A 17,468-nucleotide genomic window follows, 5' to 3' on the forward strand; every position below is an offset into this window, starting at 1 on the left:
TCATGACTAAATGATAAGGTGTGAGACAGATGAAGAAGTATTTCCTATTGATTGGGGTAGTCGTGATGATCCTTATCGGGGTTATTAGTTATAATAATAAGTTCGCTATGACAATTAAACAAGGGATTGTCAGAAGCGGTGACAGTCGAATAGCAGTTGAATACGCTCTGCCTAAAGAGGGTGAAGAAAAACCAGGTTTGGTTTTATTTATTCACGGCGATGGACCAGCTACTAAAAATAGTGACCAAGGGTATTACCCTGCCTGGGAAGTTCTGGCCCAAGAGAACGTGATATCTATTAGTTGGGATAAAGCCGGTGTCGGGGGGTCAACTGGAAATTGGTTATCCCAAGACATGGTCGATCGTAAAGTCGAAGCAGAAAAAGTATTGGAGTGGGCGCTAGCTAATTTTGACGTTGATCCAAATAGAGTTGGGGTCTGGGGGGCTAGTCAAGGTGGCTGGGTGATTACTAAATTATTAAATGAAAATAATAAAGTTAAATTTGCAATAGGTGTCGCCCCAGCAGTCAACTGGCTACGACAAGGCAAATTTAACACAAGTAGTGAAATGGCATACGAAGGTTATTCAACGGAAGAAATTGCTGAAAGATTAACAAGTGGGACTAAAATTAATGAGTATTTAAAAGCCGATGATTACCAAGGCTATCTTGCTAGTAAATTAGATCAAGAAGTCTTAGAAAAAGAGCGTTGGGATTTTATTCGTAAAAATATGAATTTAGACAATAGCGAAGAGCTTAAGAAGATAACTAAACCTTATTATTTATTAGTAGGAGACCATGATCTTAATGTTGATACGAAAGAAACAGTGACAGTCTATCAAAGTTTGATTCCTAAAGAATTTCTGACGGTCAAACACATCGAGAATGGGACTCACAGAATGTTAAAAGTAAGACATCAGAAAGACAATGTGATGACAGTGATTGAATCAATTCTCAATCCTCGAGCAATATTTGCTCCACAATATTTGCAAGCTTTAACAGAGATTAGTCAGGAAAGGTAATGAGGCAGTCACTAGCTTACTGTCTAGCAACTTTTAAATTGTATAAACAAAAAGGGACCGCGACAATAGTCGGTGGTCCCTTTATTTTGACGAAGATTATTTGATCAACAGGTTCCAAAAGCCCTGCCCCTTATGACTTTAGTCATTAGAGATAAGGGACACTGCACTTCGTTTCGTTCTCATCAACTTCTAAGTGCTAAAGCACTAAGACTTGAAGGACTAAGTTTAACGTAGTACTGGTATTTAAACGACTTTTGTCACACTTCCTTTTTTGTGACTTACAAATTGACAATCGTGTCAGCAGTTCCAGTTGTTAAGATTGAGTGGCAAGCACTTAGGCCGCCTTCCACTAGGTTTTCAACCGAAGTTTTTGTATAAAAAGCAATGTGAGGAGTGTACAAAACATCCTCACGTTCTAGTAAGGCTTCAAAAATAGGGTCTTCTAGTGGTTTATCGGACCAATCTCGGGTGACATAAGGCATTTCGTTTTCATAAGTATCAAGGGCACAACAAGCAAGTTGCTGACTATCTAGAGCCGCAAGTAAATCATCAGTCTTGACAATGGCTCCTCTCGCAGCATTAATTAAAATCGCACCAGGCTTCATTTTGGCGAAGGTTTCTTGATTAAATTGATGATGATTATCTTTAGTTAAAGGCATATGAATAGTAACAATGTCAGATTGTCCTAAAAAAGCATCAAAGTCATCTTCATAAGTGAGGACTTTTTCCGCAGCAGGATTTTTATATAAGTCATGGCCGATGATGTTTGCGCCAAAACCTTTAAAAATTTCAGCGGTAATTTGACCAATTCTACCAGTTCCTAAGACGCCAATCGTCAGAGAGCGCACTTCCGTCGAAAGAATACTCTGATCCCAAGTAAAGTTGTGATTGTTAACTCTTTTTTGAATTGCTTGAGTATGTCTCAGGCAATTTAAAGCGCTATTGACCGTAAATTCCGCAACGGAATTAGGAGAATAGGCAGGGACGTTAGTAATTAAAATTCCTTGTTTTTTAGCCTCAGCTAAATCGTACATGTCGATGCCAGCTGATCTTTGGGCAATTTGATTGAAGCCGTCATTTTTTAAGCGACTGTACATTTCCGTGGGAATCCCCATAGTTTGTTGTAAGCTTAAACCATCATAACCTTTTAATAGATGATAAGTACTATCATTTAAAACCTCATTTGAGACTGTTACTTCAACATTATTTGCTTGGGCCCATTCTTCAGCGAAAGCCTTTTCATCTTTTCTAGCACCCATCATTAGAATCTTCAACATATTATCTTCTCCTTTGAAATCATTTTTTAATCTAAATTAAGTATAGGAGATAGAGATATATTTCACTAATTAGTTATTTCTATAGGGCTATAGATTCTATCAATCTTGAATGATTTCTTGACTAGTTAGAAATTCCAAACAGAGAGCGGCTGCCGGCGATAAAGGTTTGTCCTTTTTATGGACAACCACAATATCAAAAGGTTTAATTTTATCACTTAAAGGCACCCATGCCAGAGGGCTGTTTTCATAAAGTTCTTTCAGTTGAATTGGGATAATCGCAACTAAATGGTTTTTAATGACGTGATTAATTAAGACTTCATGACTATTACTCATAAAATCAATGTCGGGAGCAAAACCAAACTCACGGGCTTTATTTTTTAAGACGTGCCATAAGACATAGTCTTTACTCATTGAACCAAAGGACTCTTTTTTTAAGTCTTTGATACTTAAAGATTTTTCTTGGGCTAAGGGGTGGTCATCTCGCATTAAGACGTAAGCGTGGTATTTAAAGGTGTGCAAAGTGTTTCGTTCCACCTCAAGGCTTTCTTCAATAATTGGAAAGGAGACAATGCCAATTTCTAACTCCTCATTGGCTACTTTTTTTTGTGTCTTAACAGAACCATGTTCTTCAATCGTAATTGAAAAGTTAGGATAAACGGACATAAACTGCTGAATTAGGGGCATGTAAACAGGTGAAATCACTGAGTTTGAACCAATCGTTAGTTCTTTCTTTTTATAAATATGATCAGCCTCGATTTCTTCCGTCAAGTCATCAAGTTCTGCTAAAATTTTCTTGCCTTTTTCAAATAGAATATCCCCTGCCGTTGTCGGCATCACTTTGTTACCGACTTGATAGAGCAGTTTTGAGCCGAGTTCTTCTTGAAGTTTGTTCATATTCCAAGAAAGTGTCGGCTGAGTCACAAATAGATTTTTTGCAGCATTAGAATAATTTTGCGCCTTAATTATTTCAATAAAATATCGTAATTGTCTAAATTCCATTAGATAATCCTCATTTCTATAAAAAATTTATCCAGCTATAGATTCTATCAATTTCAAATTTGTGAAATTTCGTCCTATAATCTGGGTGTAGCGGAAAATAAAGCGTTTTCTTAAAGCGACAATAAGTAGTAATTTAATTCGACGATTTAATTATAACTTAGAGAGAACACTTTATAAAGAGCAAAAGAAAGGGTGTGTCGGAATGGTTGTCGGCGATTTTGAATCTAGTTTAGGAACAGTAGTGATTGGTTCTGGACCAGGGGGATACGTGGCAGCGATTAGAGCAGCTCAATTAGGACAAAAAGTTTCACTAATTGAGAAAGAAAATATCGGAGGGACCTGTTTAAATGTTGGGTGTATTCCTTCAAAAGCTTTAATTGAAGCAAGTCATCATTATAGTAGTGCTAAGAATTCTCCATTCGCGGGAATTAAATCAGAAAATACCACATTAGACTTTTCAGAAGTCCAAAACTGGAAAGACAATCACGTAGTCAAAAAATTAACAGATGGTGTTAAGTTTTTACTAAAGAAAAATAAAGTTCAAGTTCTTGAAGGAACAGGTTACTTTATGGATGAAAATAGAATCCGTGTCATGGGTGAGTTTGGAGGAGACACGTACCTCTTTGAGAATGTCATCATTGCCACAGGTAGTACGCCAATTGAAATTCCAGGGTTTAAATTTGGCAAACGCGTCTTAGACTCAACTGGTTTACTTAACTTAAAAGAGTTACCTAAAAAATTAGTCGTCATTGGTGGTGGTTATATCGGTAGTGAACTAGCCGGTGTCTTTGCTAATTTAGGAACAGAAGTAACGATTCTTGAAGGGCAATCTTCAATTTTGCCAAACTTTGATAAAAAACTTGTTTCGTTTGTTGAGAAATCATTTAAAAAAGTGAATGTTTCAATCGAAACGAATGCCTTAGCTAAGAAAGCTGTGAACTCAGCTGACAATGTTACTGTAACTTATGAAGTAGCTGGCAAAGAAAAAGAAATTATTTGTGATTATGTTTTAGTCTCAGTTGGTCGTAAACCAAATACAAGTGAATTAGGTTTAGAAAGAATTGGTGTGGAAGTTGACGAACGCGGCTTAATCAAAGTTGATGAGCAATGTCGAACAACATTAGACCACGTCTATGCCATTGGCGATATTATTCCCGGTCTTGCCTTAGCCCACAAAGCAAGTTACGAAGGCAAGGTAGCCGCTGAAGCAATTAGTGGCCAAGATGTAGCAGTCGATTATAAAGCAATGCCTGCAGTCTGTTTCACTGACCCAGAATTAGCTTCAACAGGCTTTACTAAAGCTGAAGCCCAAGCAAATGGCTTTGACCCGCAAGTCTCAGAGTTCCCCTTCCAAGGTAACGGTCGAGCACTGTCAATGGGGAAAGAAGAAGGCTTAGTCCAAATCGTCAGTGATAAAAACACTGGTGAAATTCTAGGTGGTCAAATTGCTGGAGCGAATGCCAGTGACTTAATTTCTGAAGTCACCTTAGCAATTGAAACAAGTGCAACTTTAGAAGATTTATCATTAACAGTTCACCCACATCCAACGATTAGTGAAACAATTATGGAAGCAGCAGAAGTCGGTTTAGGTTTACCAATTCATATTTAAAAAAAATCAATATTAGGAGATTGATCTTATGTCAATTAAAAGTCTGAAACCAAAAGATTTTACGATGAATATTTTAAACGGAGTAGCTTTAGGTGTGGTTGTTTCATTAATTCCTGGGGCCTTACTCGGTGAATTATCCAAAGCTTTAGGATGGTCATTTGCCTTAACAGCAACGGGCATTGCTGCCACGATGATGCCAATTGTCGTTGGTGTTGCAGTCGCAATCAACTTTAAGTTTACCCCGATTCAAATTGGTTCCCTAGGCATGGCCTGTGTAGTTGGTTCAGGTGTTGCTCGTGTCAATCCAGAAGGTGGTTTTATTTTTCAAGGATCTGGTGATGTGATCAATACAGGATTGACAGCTGCCATTGCTGCCCTAATCATTATTTTACTAGGGGAGAAGTTGAAAGCCTTTACTATTTTAGTTATTCCGACGATTGTCACAGTTGTTGGCGGTGGCTTAGGCTTCCTGATTTTACCTTTCGTTAAAAGCCTGACAGCGATGTTTGGTCAATTTATTGCAACGTTAACAGAATTACAACCAGTGCCAATGACAATTGCCATTGCCGTGATGTTTGCCATGATGATTGTTTCACCAATTGCAACTGTTGGGATTGCTACGGCGATTTCCTTAACAGGGATTGCCTCTGGTGCGGCGAACTTAGGGATTTGTGCAGCTGGCTTTGGTTTATGTATCGCAGGTTGGAAAGCCAATGCGGTGCCAACTTCTTTAGCTCACTTTATCGGCTCACCGAAAATGCAAATGGCTAATGTAGTGAAAAAACCAAAAATTATGTTACCAGTTATTTGTAGCGCCGCAATTACCGGTTCTTTAGCAGCCTTCTTCGACTTACAAGGCACGCCATTTAGTGCTGGCTTTGGCTTCAGTGGTTTAATCGGACCAATCAATGCCTTAGCTTTAAAAGATGGTGGTTGGAGCGTTGGCAACATCATTACAACATTTATCGCTTTCTTAGTCGTTCCAGTTTTACTAGGTCTTGCCTTTAACTATCTATTCAATGAAAAATTAGGTATCGCAAGCTCAGAGGATTATAAATTAGATTTTAACTAAAGAGAGGAAGAGTAACGTTATGAGTAAACAAGAGTTTAAATTATTTGATGAAATGGTTAAAAAAAGTGAAGCAGCAATTCCCTTAGTCCAAATTTTGGATGAAAAAGGAAAAATTGTTAATAAAGGCATGAAGAGTTCTTTAACAGATGAAGAGCTAGTTGATTTAATGAAAGTCTTAGTTTGGGGAAGAACGACTAACGAACGCCTGATTTTAGCTGGACGTCAAGGTCGTATTGGTAACTTACCGCCATCTGAAGGTCAAGAAGCGTCACAATTAGCTACCTTGTTTGCAATGAAGAAAACCGACTTTGTCTTACCGACTTATCGTGACATGATTCCTTTAGTCCACCACGGCATGCCAATGAAAAATGCTGTTCTATGGTATCGAGGGCACATGGCAGCGAATATTTTCCCAGAAGGTGTAATGGGCTTACCAGCTCAAACAATTATTGGTTCGCAAATTGTCCAAGCAGCAGGTCTTGGCTATGCTTACCGTCGAGACGAAAAAGATCAAGTGTCATTCACTTACATCGGTGACGGTGGCTCATCACAAGGAGATTTCTACGAAGGGATTAACTTCGCAGGAGTGTTTAACTCACAATCAGTCTTTATTATTCAAAATAACCAATACGGCATCTCAGTTCCCCGTGAGTTGCAAAGTAAAGCAGGCACCTTAGCTCAAAAAGCAGCTGCAGCTGGAATTCCTGGAATTCAAGTTGACGGGATGGACCCACTGGCTTTATACGAAGCAACTAAGTTAGCTCGTGAGTATACAATGGCTGGCAATGGTCCAGTAGTGATTGAAACATTAACTTATCGTTTTGGTGCCCATACGTTATCTGATGACCCAACAAGATACCGTTCACAAGACGAAGTTGATGCTTGGTTAGCGAAAGATTTCTTAATTCGTATGCGTTCTTACTTAGGTGAAAAAGGCCTTTGGAATGAAGAGATGGAAGAAGAAATCATTGAAGCAACGACGAAAGAAGTTAATGAAGCTTTAGATTTGGCTGACAAAGAACCTAAAATGAAAGTCTCACAATTACTGAAAAACGTATACGAAGTACCAACACCTCGTATCCAAAAAGAAATTGAAATGTATGAAGCGAAGGAGGAAAACTAAAGATGGCAGTTAAAAATATGGTACAGGCGATTAACGAAGCCTTAACACAAGAAATGCAACGTGATGAAAGAATCTTAGTTTTTGGAGAAGACGTAGGAACTAACGGAGGGGTTTTCCGGGTAACTGATGGCATGCGTGCTGAATTAGGCGAAGACCGCGTTTTTGATACACCTTTAGCAGAATCAGGCATTATGGGCATGGCAATGGGTATGGCTTTAGGCGGCTTCCGACCAGTGCCAGAAATTCAATTCTCAGGCTTTACTATGGAAGCAATTGACGGTTTACTCGGTCAATTAGCCCGTCACCGTTACCGGATGGCTGGTCGTGAAGGCGTTCCTGTAACGATTCGTTCAACTTTTGGCGGAGGCGTAGGAACACCAGAGCTTCACTCAGATAACTTAGAAGGCTTATTTGCCCAATCACCTGGCTTACGAATCGTGATCCCAAGTGGTCCTTACGATGCCAAAGGGCTTTTAACTTCAGCGATTAGAAATAACGACCCTGTTTACTTCTTAGAGCACTTAAAATTATACCGCTCAATTACTGAAGAAGTTCCAGAAGAGTCATATGAGCTACCTTTAGATAAAGCTCACGTGATCCAAGAAGGGTCAGACATCACTATTGTGACTTACGGAGCAATGGTTCATGAGTCTAAAAAAGCAATTGAAAAATTACAAAAAGACGGTGTCTCAGTTGAGTTAATCGATCTGAGAACAGTTGCACCATTTGATATTGATACAATTCTAAATTCAGTTAAGAAAACTGGTCGTGTGGTAGTTGTCCAAGAGGCCCAACGTTTAACTGGGATTGGTAACCATATTATGGCTGAGATTGCTGAAGGGGCGATGTACGACCTAGAAGCAGCTGTTGGTCGGGTTGCAGCGCCAGATAGTCACTTCCCATTCGGTCAAGCAGAATCAATCTGGTTACCGAACGCTTCAATTATTGAAGAACAAGTAAGAAAAACTTTAGCTGAATAAAAACAAGGAGGAGTACTCATGGCTTATATTTTTAAATTACCAGATGTAGGTGAAGGTCTAGTCGAAGCAGAAATTATCCAATGGTTAGTCAAAGAAGGCGATGTTGTGAAAGCAGATGATGCCTTAGTTGAAATCCAAAATGATAAATCATCAATGGAAATTCCGTCACCAGTAGCTGGTGTCGTTACTAAAATTTTAGTTGCAGAAGGCATTGCAAAGGTCGATGAAGGAATTATCGAAATCGAAACTGGCAAAATTGTCCCAGCGGCAACTTCTGAAGTTGCAGAAGCTGTGGTAGAAACAGCCCCAAGTACAGGTAACTATATCTTTGAATTACCTGACGTTGGTGAAGGGTTAGTTGAAGCAGAAATCATTCAATGGCTAGTCAAAGCTGGCGATGTGATTAAAGCAGATGATCCTTTAGTTGAAATCCAAAACGATAAATCATCAATGGAAATTCCGTCACCAGTAGCTGGAACAGTCGTTAAACTACTAGTACCAGAAGGAATTGCCAAAGTTGATGAAGGCATTATTGAAATCAAGACCGCTGAAGGTGGACCAAGTAATCAAGGAACGCCTACGACAGTAGCAGCACCAGTCTCAGCTTCACAAGCAGTCACTTCAACTGTGGCAACGGGCAAGCCTTCAACGAAAGTTCGGGCATTACCATCTGTGAGACGCTACGCAAGACAACAACAAGTTGATCTGTCACAAGTGACGCCAACTGGTCCGAATGGCAAAATTTTAAAAGGCGATGTGGATACGTTCTTAAATGGTGGTGGCTCAGTTATTACTGAAACAGCGACACCAACAGCTGGGAATAAGGCTGCTACGGCAGTTACACCAGAGGCAAAAGTAGCAAGCAAACCAGCACCAGTCTTAGCAACAAACGAAGATTGGGTAGAAAAAATGACACCAACTCGTCGTGCCATTGCCAAAGCCATGGTGACAAGTCGGACAGAAATTCCTCATGTGACAGTTTTTGATAAACTACGAGCTGAAAAATTAGTTGAACACCGTAATGCTTATAAAGAAGTTGCCAAAGCTGACAACGTTCGCTTAACATTCTTGCCATATGTAGTTAAAGCCATGGTGGCGATGCTGAAAGCATACCCATCATTGAATGCGTCAGTTAATATGGAAAAATCAGAGATTATTCACCGAGGTAATATTAACATCGGAATTGCAACTAATACAGAGCACGGGTTATTCGTGCCAGTCATCAAAAATGCTGACCGTAAAAGTGTCTTTGAAATTGCTGAAGACATTGATCGTTTAGCGAAAAAAGCCTTAGCTAATGAATTAACTCGTGCCGATATGAGTGGCTCTTCTGCCACAATCACAAATATTGGTGGGATGCCAGAAGCTGGCGGCGTCTGGTCAACACCGATTATTAACTACCCTGAATCAATGATTATGGGAATTTCTCGAATTGCTGATGAAGTCGTTGTTAATGCTGATCGTGAGATGGAAGTCGCTGAAATTATGCGCTTGTCATTCGCCTTTGACCACCGTTTAGTTGATGGGGTAGAAGCTCAAAGTGCTTTAGCAGAATTCAAAAAAGCTTTAGCAGATCCAAACTTAATGTTACTTAAAAATTAATTAATGGAGGTGTACTTATGGTATTAGCATCATTTGATGCATTAAAAAAACAACTCTCAAGTACGGCTAGTACTCCTAAACGAGTTGTTGTAGCAAATGCAACTGACGACCATACCCTTTCAGCTGTGATGGCTTTGTATCGGGAAGCATTGCTGATTCCGATTTTGATTGGCGAGGAAAAGGTTATTGTCGACCTCCTTGGGAAAATGGAAATTGCACCTGAAATTATTAAAACACTGGAAATAATCGATGTCACTGGTGACCCAGAAATTGCTGAAAAAGCAGTTTCTGTCATCCGTGATGGCTTAGGTGATGTTTTAATGAAAGGTCACATTCAAACAAGAGACTTACTAAAAGCGGTCGTTAATAAGGAAAAAGGGATTCGTGAATCAGCAGCCTTGTCACATGTAGCGATTAATGAAATTCCTTACTATCATAAATTATTATTTTTAACAGATGGCGGGATGATGTTAACTCCTGACGTGAATACGAAAGAAGATATTTTATTAAATGCCTTACTATTAACTAAAAAATTAGGTTATGTGCATACGAATGTGGCAGTCTTAGATGCTAGTGAAAACGTGAACCCTAAGTTACAAGCATCAACAGATGCGGTAATTTTAAAAGAGCGATTTGAAAGAAATGACTTTGGTGATGTAACTGTTGAAGGACCAATCTCTTTAGATCTATCATTAAGCAAAGAAATTGCTAAAGAGAAAGACTATCAAAGTCCAGTTGCTGGCGAAGCTGATATTTTATTAGTGCCAGATATTGTTGCTGGAAATCTTTTAGGCAAGAGTATGGTGACTTTTGGTAAAGGTAAGATGGCGGGCCTCGTTCTAGGAGCTAAAGTGCCGATTATTATTACGTCAAGAGGTTCAACAACAGAAGAAAAAATCAATTCATTAATGATTGCTTGTGCAATGTAAGGAGGATTTTTGTGAAGAAAGTATTAGTCATTAATCCAGGTTCTACTTCAACGAAAGTAGCCTACTATGAAGATAAAAAAGAAATTTTAAACAAAAACGTCTTTCATGAAACAAGTGAGTTATCAAAATTCCCAAGGATTGCGGATCAATACGATTATCGCATGGCCTTAATTCAGTCTTTCTTAGAAAAGGAAGGGATTGATTACACGGAAATTGATGCTGCTGTCGGCCGCGGCGGTGCCTTGCCACCGGTCGATGCGGGGGCGTATATGGTTAATGAAGAGATGATTGAGTGGTTAATTAATGGGACAAAAACCCATCATGCCTCAAACTTAGGGGCAATTTTAGCTAACGGCTTTAAAGAAAAAAGTTCAAAAGACTGTATCGCCATGATTTATGATCCGATTACTGTCGATCAATACCATGAACTATCCCGAGTATCAGGTCTGAAAGGTGTTCCAAGAACGAGTATCGGTCACGCGTTAAACATGCGAGCGATTGCTTTAAAAACCGCTGAAGATTTAAATAAACCTTATGAAGAAGCTAACTTAATTGTTGCTCATTTAGGTAGTGGCTCAACGATTAGTGCCCATCAAAATGGTCGCATGGTTGATTACTCTCTAGATGATGAAGGTCCTTTCTCAGTCGAAAGAACTGGTAGTTTATCGCTAAAAGAATTCATTCCGTTCTGTTACGAAAAAACACAAGAGGAAATAACTGCTTGGACTCGTAAAGAAGGTGGTATGATTTCTTACCTTGGCACAAATAGCGGCATCGAAGTCGAAGAACGAATTGTCAATGGCGACGATGAAGCTAGGTTAATTCTCGAAGCAATGGCTTATCAAGTAGCTAAAGGAATTGGCGAACTTGCCACGGTCCTAAAAGGCAACGTTGACCAAATTGTGATTACTGGTGGCTTAGCTTATTCAGATAGATTAGTTGACTGGGTCAAAGAAAGAGTCGAATTTCTAGCGCCAGTTTCTAGTATTCCTGGTGAATTTGAGATGGAAGCTCTAAGAAATGGTGCTCTCCGAGTCCTTTCAGGTGAAGAAACAGCCAAAGAATTTTAGTCATTAAAGCTTTTTAAAGGAAAGGAGTTTCCGCAGATGCAAAATATTCTTGAATTTAATGATTACGTTGTTGAAGTTTACGGTCATTTTGCTCAAGTTGAACTTAAGGTTGTAGTTCCTGATAAAAAGATTGACAGGAAAGTCCCGATATCTTTTTTAAGTGATTACAGTGGCATGTCTTTAAGTATGTCATGGTTAACTGCCGGAGTGGCTGACTATCAAGCCTTAGGTTTACTCGATTTATACTACACTACTTGGGATAATATGAAATTTGACCAAGTAAATAAAAGCTTGGCAATTACAGATCCAAATGGTCTTTTAGTTATGGTTTATGCTTAAATAGCCCCCTTCAGTTGAAACTGAAGGGGCTGTTTTTATTTTTGAATGAACTCTTTCTCAACCAGAGTAAGCCTTTTTTTCATAGTTTTGTTAGAGGAAGGCTTACCCATATTAAAGCTGAGCTATTTGACTTGTTTGATATTACAATTGTAATTCGCCGTTTCAAACCACTGTTTGATTTCAGCAATTTCGTTATCAGTGATGCCGTGTTCGCCATCTAAAAGGATAAGTTTAACCTTAGCAAAAGACTGTTCTAATTGGTGACTTAAAGCCAAGATATCCCCAGGTATCACAAGTGGGTCATTAGCCCCTGTGGTTAATAAAAGTGAATTAGGACTCTTTTTAGTCAGTGCTGGGAACGTAAGATTGAATTGTTGTGGGTGTAATAAGAGTGTTTGCTGACAAATGTCAGGTCGCTTACTCAAGATTCCTTGAATGAAATTAGCACCATTAGAATAACCAATAAAAGTAATTTGAGAATAGTTAATAGCTTGTTGATCCCAGTCAACTAAAAAAGCATCGACGGCCTTAAAGAAATTAGCCTCATCGAGAACACCGTTAATTAATGGCTTAAAATAACGCCTTTCAACACCAAGGCCATGATCACCAAGAAAGCTGATAATACTTGCTTGAGGGTCTAATTCCCCAGTTAAGAATAATAGACTAAATTCGTTTCCTCCTGTACCATGGAATAAGACGAATAAGTTTTCTGAGTTGTTTTCAGATACAAATGTTTGCATAAGATACCTCCTAGATAAATAATAAAATAGTAAAGGAAATGATTGAATGAAAAGTTTAGGAATTCACCATATTTCAGCATTAGTCTCTGATATTCATCGTTCATTTGATTTTTATCATGACATATTAGGACTGAATTTATTAATGAAAACTGTTAATCAAGATGATACGACAATGTACCATTTATTTTTTTCAGATATGCAAGGGCGACCAGGGACGGAGTTTACAGTCTTTCAAATTAATACGTTCCGAGAAAATACCTTTGGCACGAATGCTATTGAAAGAGCCGTTTTTTCAGTTCAGTCAGAGGAGTCACTAGCATACTGGATAGAGCATTTAGATAAGTATAACATAGAGCATTGTGGAATCGAGAATTATGGAGAGTCAAAAATTATCCGCTTTGAAGATCCTGACGGCATGAATTTAGGTATTTCTTATTTAGAGAATAGCCGGGGGCTGTTTTATCCGAAACTAACAGGAAGTATTCCCTCAAAACATGGGATCATCGGCCTTCACTCCGTCCATTTACGACTAAGATATCCAAAAGCGACAGAAAAAATCTTAACAGAATGGTTTGATTTTACAAAAATTAATGAGGTTATGCAAGGGATTTACCCAGTGACGATGTTAAATAATAATAATAGTGAGTTTAAACATGAGATTCATTTAATAGAAGATACGGAAAGTCCTTTGGAAATTCAAGGAATTGGTGGTATTCATCATTTAGCCTTATATGTGTCTGATTATACTGACTTATTAGCAATTAATGAAAAAATTATTAATCGTAATTTTAGCCATTCAGGTATCCAGCCGCGGGAATTTTTTGATGCAACTTATTTTAGAGAGCCGAATAATTTATTGTTTGAAGTAGCCTCTAAAATAAAAAAAGTTCCGACAATTAATGAAGTTGAGACAATTGATGAGAGCCCTTTGTATTTGCCAGATTTTTTAGAAGAAAAACGGGAGTCGATTACTTCGGAATTAGCTAAACTAGAAAGGTATAAAGAGTCTAAATAAACATAAAAAAAGTCATAACTAACTCTCAAAAAGAGGCAGTTATGACTTTTTCCTATTGCTTTATTTTAGCTGCTAAGGACAGCCCCTTGTAATCGGTACATCTCAGCGTAATACTGATCTAAGGCAAGGAGGCTTTCATGAGTCCCTTGCTCTTTAATTTCACCATGATCTAAAACGAGAATTTGATTAGCGTTTTGAATCGTTGATAAACGGTGGGCGACAATAAAAGTCGTCCGGCCAGCTTTAACAACTTCCATAGCATGTTGGATGATTTCTTCCGTTTCCGTATCAATATGGGAAGTAGCTTCATCTAAAATTAAAATCTTAGGATCACTTGCCAATGTTCGGGCAAAGGCAATTAACTGCCGTTCTCCAGAAGAGAAGGCTTGACCTTTTTCCACAACAGGTTCGTGAATGCCTAAAGGTAGTTTCGCAATCAAGGCTTTCCCACCAACTTTTTCAATGGCTTCTAAAACCATCTGATTAGTAATCTTAGGGTCATTCATACTAATATTACTAGCAACAGTGCCACTGAAAAGATAAGGTTCTTGGAGAACAATCCCCATCTGATCGCGAATACTTTCTCGGTTATGTTGGGCTAATTCTTGGTTATCGATCAAGACTTGGCCTTTTTGCGGATCGTAAAAGCGGAAAAGTAAGTTAATGATTGAACTTTTACCAGAACCAGTGTGGCCGACTAAGCCAATGGTTTCTCCTTTATCAGCTGTAAAATGAATGTCTTTTAAAATCGGTTTAGCGGGATCATAGCCAAAACTAACATGGTCAAAAACGACTCGCCCTTGATCGAAGGCAATCATGTCAGAACTGTCGGTCTCAACGGGTTCGTCTAGTAAATCAAAGACCCGTTTGCCACCAGCCAAGGCTTGTTGCAAAGTTGACATTAAGCGGACTAATTCTAAAATAGGATCAAATAAGCGATTGATGTAATTAATAATGACGTAAATTGTCCCAATCGAAAAGCCCATAATGCCATCGACAAATTGAGTGCCTAAGTACATTAAGACAGCAAACATCACTAAGTTTTTAATGAAAGTCGAAAAGTCCCAAGATAAACTTGCATCTAAGCGAATACTTTTTAAGCGGGAATCCAGCCAAGTTTGATTCGTCTCTTCAAACTCCTCAAGCATTTGCTCCTGTTGATGATAAAGTTGAACAATCGAAACCCCTTGGACAATTTCTGCCGTATGACTATTTAAGTCACTGACAGATTCGCGCCACCGTTTATTAATCGGAGCAGCTAATTTAACATAAACTAATTGCCAAATAGCAAAGAAAGGCAAGAGTACTAATAAGCCAATCCCAATCGGCGGGCTAACTAAGTACAGAGCGACGTAAATTGCAATGACCGTAAGCAGGTCAATAATAACTGTATTACTAAAGTTTAAATAAAAGTTAGTTCGCAATAATTCCACATCGTTGACGATACGAGCAGAAATTTTACCAGCTGGTTTATCGTCAAAATAAGAAACCGGTAATTTTTGCATATGTTCATAGGCTTGATCACGTAATTTTTTACTAACTCCATTAGACGCATAAGCAAGCAGTAAGTAACTGGCATAGCCACAAAGACTACTAATCAACGTAATTAACATGAATAAGCCGAATTTTTGTAACAAGTAGCCAAAATCAACAGAGGATTGAGTTGCTACTTGGTTTGAAACGTAGTCAATCATTTGTTTACCAACCATTGGGACGTAAATCGATGTGCCTGCTGTTAGTAAAGAAAGAAAAATACCGATACTATAGCGGATAGGTTCATATTTAAAATAACTGACTAAGCGTTTAAATGTTGTCATTGTTCGTCACCTCCATTTGTTGGGTCATGAATTGCTCGTAGTACCAGCCTTTTGAGGCCATTAATGCTTGTGGCGTTCCTTGCTCGATAATTACGCCGTCTTCAATAATTAAAATTTTATCGGCTTCAGCTACCGCTGAGAGGCGATGACTGACGATGATATTCGTCTTATCTTGGCGAATGGTGCGGATATTATCAATAATTGCCCGCTCGGTTTTAGCATCGACGGCCGATAATGAGTCGTCTAAAATTAACAAATCAGGTTTACGAATTAAGGCTCGGGCAATTGAGACCCGTTGTTTTTGACCACCAGAAATCGAGACCCCTTTTTCCCCAATCAAAGTTGCTAAGCCTTCAGTCATATGCTCAAGGTCAGTAGTGAAATTGGCTGATTCGATGGCAGCAGACATCTCATGTTCATCGGCATGACGATTACCAAAACGAATGTTATGACCAACGGTTTTTGAAAATAAAATATGCTCTTGGGGAACATAACCGATTAAGCCTTCCAGTTCCGTCATGTCGTAGTCTTGGATTGAGCGACCATTAATTTTCAAAGCCCCGGTTGTACTAACGGGGTATTGGCGTAATAATTGTCTGACTAAGGTTGTTTTACCACTGCCGGTTTTCCCAACAATCCCTAAAGTCTGTCCCCGTTGTAATTCAAAGGCAATCGTATTTAAGGTTGTGCTGTCGTTTGTCGGATACTGGAACTGATAGTCACTGAACTCAATGTGATCAATGGCTGAAATTGTTTCATCACCAGCTTTTTCCAATTGATCATCAGCAGCAAGCAACTCTTGAATTTTCCGAAAAGAGACGTTTCCTTGTTGATAGACGAGAACAATATCTGATAAGCCCCAGATAGCGCCACTTAACATACCTAAGTAAATTTGGAAGGCAATTAATTGACCAATTGTCATCTGGCCTTGGCTAATGAGATAGCCGCTATAAGTTAAGCCAATCGCTGTACTTAAACCAGTTAGTAATTTAGCAACTTGGCCAATCGCACCATTGTAAACGACTAAATTATTCGCTTTTTTAAGGACCGCAGTTGTTCGTGTCTCAAAACGTTGTTGTTCTAAGTCTTTTTTTCCATAAGCCCGCATCACGCGAATGCCGTCGACCATTTCCAAAACTTCATTACTTAATTTAGCCACAGAGTCACGGTTGTCTTCGTAGAGGACATCGATTTTTTTCCATAAGCGGAAGACGATGTAGCCGAATAAAATTAAAGGCAAGACACTAATGGTCGTGGCTTTCCAAGAAGTCGTGATAATCATAATTGTTAAAATACTAATTGCCCAAGTAATATTCGAGACAATTAACATAAATCCGTAGCCGATAGTGTCACCTAAGTAATCAATGTCACTGGTCATACGAGTCATTAGATCCCCAGAACGAAACCGTTCGTAGAAGGGAGTTCTTAAATGTAATAATTTTTGATACGTCTCCCGCCTTAATTCAGCTTGATAGCGAAAAGATTGACCAAAAAGAATCATCACCCAAAAAACGTCAACGACATAAATGATGACAACACTAATAAAGAAGACACTTAAAACGAAAGTTAGACCTTTAGCAGTCAATGTCTGATCGACAAAGCCATCAACAAATTGTTGAATAATTAAATTAGGAATTAAAGTTAAGCCTGATGATAAAATAGCAAAAAAGGTGGCGATTCCGTAAATGATTGGATGCTTTTTAATATAGCTCCAAAATGTTTTTAACATAGTTATTCACTCCATACTGTTTAATCATTTAGTTTGTAGTTAAATGATTTTTTCTGTTTAATTTGAGCAATATAATTGCGGTGTCGGTAAAAAAGCGCACAAAAAAACCCATAAGATGTTGAATCCACATGATCCACACTTTACCGGT

The 17,468-nt window shown here is 38.7% G+C and carries 15 protein-coding genes; 10 read left to right on the forward strand and 5 right to left on the reverse strand.

Going from position 1 to position 17,468, the window contains the following annotated elements; all coding sequences use genetic code 11:
• Window positions 1-29: 29 nt before the first annotated feature.
• Window positions 30-1,019 (forward strand): alpha/beta hydrolase family protein, encoded by a 990-nt coding sequence (locus CBF35_RS00460; protein ID WP_126777920.1) that lies wholly within the window; start codon window positions 30-32, stop codon window positions 1,017-1,019.
• Window positions 1,020-1,297: 278 nt separating this feature from the next.
• Here the strand turns inward: CBF35_RS00460 and CBF35_RS00465 are convergent, their stop codons facing one another.
• Together CBF35_RS00465 and CBF35_RS00470 are read right to left on the reverse strand one after the other, a co-directional pair.
• A complete protein-coding gene (locus CBF35_RS00465) occupies window positions 1,298-2,296 on the reverse strand; it encodes a D-2-hydroxyacid dehydrogenase (protein ID WP_244922540.1) in 999 nt (332 codons plus the stop codon).
• A gap of 99 nt (window positions 2,297-2,395) precedes the next feature.
• On the reverse strand, window positions 2,396-3,295 hold the full coding sequence (locus CBF35_RS00470) for a LysR family transcriptional regulator (protein ID WP_126777921.1): 900 nt from the start codon (window positions 3,293-3,295) through the stop codon (window positions 2,396-2,398).
• Between the two features lie 202 nt (window positions 3,296-3,497).
• Here CBF35_RS00470 and lpdA point away from each other — a divergent pair, with 202 nt between their 5' ends.
• The 8 genes from lpdA to CBF35_RS00510 are packed head-to-tail and all read left to right on the forward strand — an operon-like array spanning window position 3,498 to window position 12,019.
• Window positions 3,498-4,904: a dihydrolipoyl dehydrogenase gene (gene lpdA / locus CBF35_RS00475; protein WP_126777922.1), complete on the forward strand. Its 1,407-nt coding sequence runs from the start codon at window positions 3,498-3,500 to the stop codon at window positions 4,902-4,904.
• A 28-nt stretch (window positions 4,905-4,932) separates the two neighbouring features.
• Window positions 4,933-5,976 carry a PTS sugar transporter subunit IIC gene (locus tag CBF35_RS00480; RefSeq protein WP_126777923.1) on the forward strand — a complete coding sequence of 348 codons (1,044 nt, stop codon included), beginning with the start codon at window positions 4,933-4,935 and terminating at the stop codon, window positions 5,974-5,976.
• Between the two features lie 19 nt (window positions 5,977-5,995).
• On the forward strand, window positions 5,996-7,099 hold the full coding sequence (locus tag CBF35_RS00485) for a thiamine pyrophosphate-dependent dehydrogenase E1 component subunit alpha (RefSeq protein ID WP_126777924.1): 1,104 nt from the start codon (window positions 5,996-5,998) through the stop codon (window positions 7,097-7,099).
• Between the two features lie 2 nt (window positions 7,100-7,101).
• Window positions 7,102-8,079 (forward strand): alpha-ketoacid dehydrogenase subunit beta, encoded by a 978-nt coding sequence (locus tag CBF35_RS00490; RefSeq protein ID WP_126777925.1) that lies wholly within the window; start codon window positions 7,102-7,104, stop codon window positions 8,077-8,079.
• Between the two features lie 18 nt (window positions 8,080-8,097).
• Complete coding sequence (locus CBF35_RS00495; RefSeq protein WP_126777926.1) at window positions 8,098-9,681, forward strand: 2-oxo acid dehydrogenase subunit E2; 1,584 nt, start codon at window positions 8,098-8,100, stop codon at window positions 9,679-9,681.
• Between the two features lie 17 nt (window positions 9,682-9,698).
• Complete coding sequence (locus CBF35_RS00500; protein ID WP_126777927.1) at window positions 9,699-10,610, forward strand: phosphate acyltransferase; 912 nt, start codon at window positions 9,699-9,701, stop codon at window positions 10,608-10,610.
• An 11-nt stretch (window positions 10,611-10,621) separates the two neighbouring features.
• Complete coding sequence (gene buk / locus CBF35_RS00505; RefSeq protein ID WP_126777928.1) at window positions 10,622-11,680, forward strand: butyrate kinase; 1,059 nt, start codon at window positions 10,622-10,624, stop codon at window positions 11,678-11,680.
• 36 nt (window positions 11,681-11,716) lie between these two features.
• Window positions 11,717-12,019, forward strand: a complete 303-nt coding sequence (locus CBF35_RS00510) for a hypothetical protein (protein ID WP_126777929.1) — start codon at window positions 11,717-11,719, stop codon at window positions 12,017-12,019.
• A 122-nt stretch (window positions 12,020-12,141) separates the two neighbouring features.
• Here CBF35_RS00510 and CBF35_RS00515 read toward each other — a convergent pair whose 3' ends face one another.
• The gene (locus tag CBF35_RS00515) at window positions 12,142-12,759 is read right to left on the reverse strand and encodes an alpha/beta hydrolase (protein WP_126777930.1); all 618 of its coding nucleotides are present in this window, start codon (window positions 12,757-12,759) and stop codon (window positions 12,142-12,144) included.
• Window positions 12,760-12,805: 46 nt separating this feature from the next.
• Here CBF35_RS00515 and CBF35_RS00520 point away from each other — a divergent pair, with 46 nt between their 5' ends.
• Complete coding sequence (locus CBF35_RS00520) at window positions 12,806-13,774, forward strand: VOC family protein (RefSeq protein ID WP_126777931.1); 969 nt, start codon at window positions 12,806-12,808, stop codon at window positions 13,772-13,774.
• 65 nt (window positions 13,775-13,839) lie between these two features.
• On the opposite strand, the gene CBF35_RS00525 is transcribed toward CBF35_RS00520, so the two are convergent.
• Both CBF35_RS00525 and CBF35_RS00530 read right to left on the reverse strand, forming a co-directional pair.
• Entirely contained in the window at window positions 13,840-15,591 is a 1,752-nt protein-coding gene (locus CBF35_RS00525) for an ABC transporter ATP-binding protein (protein WP_126777932.1), read from the reverse strand.
• Window positions 15,578-17,320, reverse strand: coding sequence for an ABC transporter ATP-binding protein (locus CBF35_RS00530; protein ID WP_126777933.1), 1,743 nt, complete (start codon window positions 17,318-17,320; stop codon window positions 15,578-15,580). The genes CBF35_RS00525 and CBF35_RS00530 overlap by 14 nt, the downstream gene beginning before the upstream one ends.
• Window positions 17,321-17,468: the final 148 nt, after the last annotated feature.

It is taken from the genome of Vagococcus salmoninarum (assembly GCF_003987495.1).
Taxonomy (GTDB): domain Bacteria; phylum Bacillota; class Bacilli; order Lactobacillales; family Vagococcaceae; genus Vagococcus_D; species Vagococcus_D salmoninarum.

Bases quoted from the DNA above. Each gene is read 5' to 3' on its own strand.
- CBF35_RS00460 (WP_126777920.1), top strand. From the start codon at position 30: ATGAAGAAGTATTTCCTATTGATTGGGGTAGTCGTGATGATCCTTATC.
- CBF35_RS00465 (WP_244922540.1), bottom strand. From the start codon at position 2,296: ATGTTGAAGATTCTAATGATGGGTGCTAGAAAAGATGAAAAGGCTTTC.
- CBF35_RS00470 (WP_126777921.1), bottom strand. From the start codon at position 3,295: ATGGAATTTAGACAATTACGATATTTTATTGAAATAATTAAGGCGCAA.
- lpdA (WP_126777922.1), top strand. From the start codon at position 3,498: ATGGTTGTCGGCGATTTTGAATCTAGTTTAGGAACAGTAGTGATTGGT.
- CBF35_RS00480 (WP_126777923.1), top strand. From the start codon at position 4,933: ATGTCAATTAAAAGTCTGAAACCAAAAGATTTTACGATGAATATTTTA.
- CBF35_RS00485 (WP_126777924.1), top strand. From the start codon at position 5,996: ATGAGTAAACAAGAGTTTAAATTATTTGATGAAATGGTTAAAAAAAGT.
- CBF35_RS00490 (WP_126777925.1), top strand. From the start codon at position 7,102: ATGGCAGTTAAAAATATGGTACAGGCGATTAACGAAGCCTTAACACAA.
- CBF35_RS00495 (WP_126777926.1), top strand. From the start codon at position 8,098: ATGGCTTATATTTTTAAATTACCAGATGTAGGTGAAGGTCTAGTCGAA.
- CBF35_RS00500 (WP_126777927.1), top strand. From the start codon at position 9,699: ATGGTATTAGCATCATTTGATGCATTAAAAAAACAACTCTCAAGTACG.
- CBF35_RS00510 (WP_126777929.1), top strand. From the start codon at position 11,717: ATGCAAAATATTCTTGAATTTAATGATTACGTTGTTGAAGTTTACGGT.
- CBF35_RS00515 (WP_126777930.1), bottom strand. From the start codon at position 12,759: ATGCAAACATTTGTATCTGAAAACAACTCAGAAAACTTATTCGTCTTA.
- CBF35_RS00520 (WP_126777931.1), top strand. From the start codon at position 12,806: ATGAAAAGTTTAGGAATTCACCATATTTCAGCATTAGTCTCTGATATT.
- CBF35_RS00525 (WP_126777932.1), bottom strand. From the start codon at position 15,591: ATGACAACATTTAAACGCTTAGTCAGTTATTTTAAATATGAACCTATC.
- CBF35_RS00530 (WP_126777933.1), bottom strand. From the start codon at position 17,320: ATGTTAAAAACATTTTGGAGCTATATTAAAAAGCATCCAATCATTTAC.